Genomic DNA, 2193 nt, shown 5'->3' on the forward strand with positions numbered 1-2193 from the left:
GGTCCGCCGGCCGGCGAGCCCACCGCCGGCCCGCCCTCCCCGACGCCACCGCAGGGGCCGCCCTATCCGACCCCGCCCTACCCCGGCGCACCGGGCATCTCGCCGGAACCACCGGGCTATGCGCAGGCCGCGGGACCACGACCCCGGAGCTTCGGCGCCGGTGTGGGGATCGGCACGGGCATCGGATGCGGCGCCTACGTCCTCGGCGGCCTGCTCGCGATCGCGCTGATCTCGACGGGACTGGTCGGCTTCCTCATCCCGTTCCTGATCATCGCCATCGTGGGCGCGGCGCTGATGTTCTCCGCGCGCACCCGCCCGATCGGCACCGGAATCCTCATCGTCACCGCCGCCGCGTGGATCCTCGTCCTCGGCCCGTGCGTCGCGCTCCTCGCTCCCGGCGGTTTCACCTGATCCCGCCCGCTCGCGGATGCAACGGATCCGACGCGACACCCCGATGACGGCGTCGCGGATGCCGGGTGTCGCCCGGCATCCGTTGCATCCGCGGACAGCGGCTCAGAGGGGAAGGCGCAAGCACACGAGCTGTGCGCGCGACTCCCAGGACGGCGCCTCGACGAGGCCCTCCCGCGCGTAAAGCGCGAGCGCGTCAGCACGCCAGTTCCACACCGAGAGGCGCAGCCCCGCCGCACCCAGGGCGCGTGCGCGCTCCGCGGCATCCGTCAGCAGCGCCGACCCCGCACCGGACCGACGCCCCGCGGGGGCGACCCACAGGCGCTCGAGCTCGACGTCGCTCCCCGCACGGTGCATCACCACCATTCCGATGGCCGCCTCGTCGCGCTCGGCGACGAGGACCACGGCTCCGTCGAAAGACCTGACGGGGTCGCGCACCTCGACCGCGTATCGCTCGGGCAGCGGTCCGGGCTCGGCGAGCCCTCGCTCGACCTTCTCCCGCTCGGTCTGTGCGTGATACGCCGTCAGCATCGAGGCGACCGCGGCCCGGTCGGGCCCGTCGAGATCTGCCGGGCGGACGGTCACGGATGCGCGCACCTCCCCATCCTCCCGCGCTCACGGAGGCGACAGATCCGACGCGACACCCCGACGACGGCGCCGCGGATGCCGGGTGCCGCCCGGCATCCGTGTCATCCGCGGTCAGCGGCTCAGAGGGGAAGGCGCAGGCACACGAGCTGTGCGCGCGACTCCTGATCGCTCGGGCGCGAGCGGGAGCATCGGTGGCGATCGCCACCGCGACGAACGAAGACGCGGCCGCACTCAACGCGCTCATCCAGCAGGCCCACGCCCAAGCGGGCCACACGACGGCGCCGGCCACGGAGATCTCGGGCAGTGACCTCCTGAGCATCCGCAACGGTGACCGGCTCATGACGCGCAAGAACGACCGCGAGTTGGGCGTGGCCAACCGCGACGTGTGGACCGTTGATCATGTGACCTCGGACCGGCCCGTCGTCGTCAGCGACGGTAAACGCACCGTCCAGCTGCCCGCGGAGTACGTGAAAGAGCACACGCACCTCGTCTACGCCGCAACAGAGTTCGGCGTGCAGGGAGCGACGGTGCAAGCCGGCCACGGCATCATCACCGACACCTCGAACGCTTCCGCGCTCTACGTGTCTGCAACCCGCGGCCGCGAAGCGAACACCCTGCACGTGGTCGCAGAGACCCCCTTGCAGGCGCGCGAGCTATTCGTGAACGCGATGACACGAGAGTCCGGCGACCGGGGCGTCGAGGTCCAGCGGGAGGCCGCACGGCGGGATTTCGACGGCACAGCGGGGACACGGACGCTCACAGAGACCCAGAGGGAGCAGGCGGCATGGTGGGGGGTCGACATCGACCGACCCCCCGAGCGTGCGCCGGCCGATGCAACGACCAGCCCGGATAGCGCCGTGGTGCGAGAGACCGAGGCCGTGCGCAGCCCCGAGGCCGCAGCGCGAACCGCGAACGACACCGAAGCAACCCGCATCACTAGGGACTCGGCCGCGGCGCAGCAGAGGATCGCTGCGTCTGGGCAGGAGCGGTGACGCAGCCCACTGTTAGCGCTCCTGGCCTCAAGACCACGCGCGGGCGCGCAAGCACTCACCACTGGTGAGAGCGCCTATTGTCGGCGGCGGGTGAATCCTGGTCACTTTCGGCGCTCGAAAAGTGAACGGTTGCGGGCAGTCTAGCCAGGGGTCTCGTCGGTGGTGGTGCGAATGCTGGGGAGGCTGTCGATGCCTCTGCCGCGGA

Annotated in this window: 2 protein-coding genes and 1 pseudogene; 2 read left to right on the plus strand and 1 reads right to left on the minus strand. The window is 71.4% G+C overall.

Translation table 11 applies throughout. The features are described 5' to 3' along the window. Positions 1 to 411: pseudogene (locus NH287_RS14910) on the plus strand (hypothetical protein); the annotation flags it as partial. A 102-nt stretch (positions 412 to 513) separates the two neighbouring features. Here NH287_RS14910 and NH287_RS14915 read toward each other — a convergent pair. Then, a complete protein-coding gene (locus NH287_RS14915) occupies positions 514 to 1005 on the minus strand; it encodes a GNAT family N-acetyltransferase (RefSeq protein WP_253036240.1) in 492 nt (163 codons plus the stop codon). A 182-nt stretch (positions 1006 to 1187) separates the two neighbouring features. On the opposite strand from NH287_RS14915, the gene NH287_RS14920 reads away from it, so the two are divergent. Beyond that, on the plus strand, positions 1188 to 1988 hold the full coding sequence (locus NH287_RS14920) for a hypothetical protein (RefSeq protein ID WP_253036241.1): 801 nt from the start codon (positions 1188 to 1190) through the stop codon (positions 1986 to 1988). Positions 1989 to 2193: the final 205 nt, after the last annotated feature.

The organism is Microbacterium sp. CnD16-F (assembly GCF_024124465.1).
GTDB lineage: Bacteria > Actinomycetota > Actinomycetes > Actinomycetales > Microbacteriaceae > Microbacterium > Microbacterium gawkjiense.